General features: G+C 60.7%; 1 protein-coding gene and 2 pseudogenes. 1 reads left to right on the top strand and 2 read right to left on the bottom strand.

Annotated features, from left to right (window positions below):
- The first annotated feature begins 261 nt into the window (after positions 1–261).
- Entirely contained in the window at positions 262–408 is a 147-nt protein-coding gene (locus NJLHNGOC_RS16645; protein ID WP_275399532.1) for an antitoxin VbhA family protein, read from the top strand.
- Positions 409–803: 395 nt separating this feature from the next.
- On the opposite strand, the pseudogene NJLHNGOC_RS15470 reads toward NJLHNGOC_RS16645, so the two are convergent.
- Positions 804–1309: pseudogene (locus NJLHNGOC_RS15470) on the bottom strand (MucR family transcriptional regulator).
- A pseudogene (traD, locus tag NJLHNGOC_RS15465) lies at positions 1275–1481 on the bottom strand (conjugal transfer protein TraD); the annotation flags it as partial. The pseudogenes NJLHNGOC_RS15470 and traD, both read right to left, overlap by 35 nt.
- Between the last annotated feature and the right edge of the window lie 101 nt (positions 1482–1582).

Genomic DNA, 1582 nt, shown 5'->3' with positions numbered 1-1582 from the left:
AGCGCGTCCTCGGCTTAGCGTAGGATTTCGCCCCCTCCCGCAAACGACCCCAACCCTGCTGACACAGCAGGATATCGAAGCCCTGACGCGCATCCTCGATCTCCTGCCGCATGTCGCCGGCCTCGACATCACCACCTCGGCCGGCTCCGCGCGCGTATCCCGGGATGTCCCAGGCAATTACATCCAGCAGGCAGACCAGATCCTGGNCCGGGATGTTTACGCGCAATCCCGATGTGACGGGCATAACCTTTCCGGCCCCGCATGGCAGGGCCGCTCATACGNGCGACACCCGATGATCCGCATGTGCTCCCTCATGACAGGGCGCTCACCGCAATTATGGATGCACGCCAGCGCGGAGAGATCACAGCCGATGAAATGATCGCCCAGATCCGGCAGGCAGGTGCCTGAGCATCCGCACCAACGGTGCAATGGTGTATGAGGATCCGCTATTTATGGGTAGGCGCAATGTCGGCCTCGGGTATGTGGATGGGTCGTCACATGGGTAGCCGTAGGGTCGTGAAACAGTCGTTCCATCAATGCGTCAGGGACAGTCGTGATTATTGCACTCTGCGTCACCTTCCTGCGGTGCGCGCGAGCGTCCCCTTTATTGCCCGGGTTGTGGCAGGGGGAGCGGGTTATCCGTACCGAGGCTGGCGACCCATACCTTCATGGTTTCCGTACTGATCACCAACCCGGCCTCTACTTGTGCAAGGGACCGGCGTGTGGCTTCGTCCTTCCAGGCTTCCCAGTCGTTACGATCGGTATGATCCGTCTTCATGTCCCGTTTCTCCCGGTCTGGACCTTCAGGCCAGTTTTGGCCTGCGTCCGCGTTTCTTCTCTGGCAGGCGTGTGACCGGAACTTCAGCTTCCGATACGTCCGAAGGTTCCGGTGTCGCCTTGACGGTCCGTCCCAGTCCGATCTCCTGCGCCAGGACAGAGCGTCGGGCTGCGTAGGCGGGGGCCACCATCGGGTAGCTTTCCGGCAGGCCCCATTTCTCCCGATATTGCTGGGGCGTCATGCCATAGGAGGACTGGAGATGACGCTTGAGCATCTTCAGTTTTTTCCCATCCTCCAGACAGACAATGTAATCCGGGAACACGGATTTCTTCACAGGCACGGCCGGCACCAGATCCGGTGTTTCGGTCGTCGCCTGTCCCAGACTTCCGAGGGCCTGAAACACCGTGGCGATGAGGCCGGGCAGGGTATCCGCCGGAATNCGTGTGACTGCTGACATAGGCTGTGACAATCCGGGTCGTAAGCTCGCGCACTGNTGTCAGCTCCGGATGATCGTGTCTCGTGGTCGGTCATGGTCACGTCTGCCTGTTGTCCTGTCCTGTTTCCGGTGCCTGTCGAAGGCATGAAGCCCCGCACGTCTCCAGCGTGCTGTCAGGTCAACCAAAGCAGTATCATCGCCGCCCTGAAGCCGCCCTGCAATATCCAGGAAGGCTCCGAACAGGGTTGCGCGGTCCTCATCGGGCAGCCAGGGGATGTCGCGTAAGACACGGTTTCCAATCTGTCCGGCCTGCAAAACTCAGTTCAGGGCCCAGCAGCGCGATGTCGGGACGTTCTGATCCGTGCCTG

The sequence above is a fragment of the Novacetimonas cocois genome, assembly GCF_003311635.1.
Lineage (GTDB): Bacteria > Pseudomonadota > Alphaproteobacteria > Acetobacterales > Acetobacteraceae > Novacetimonas > Novacetimonas cocois.
This window is presented reverse-complemented; position numbering and strand designations above follow the sequence as displayed.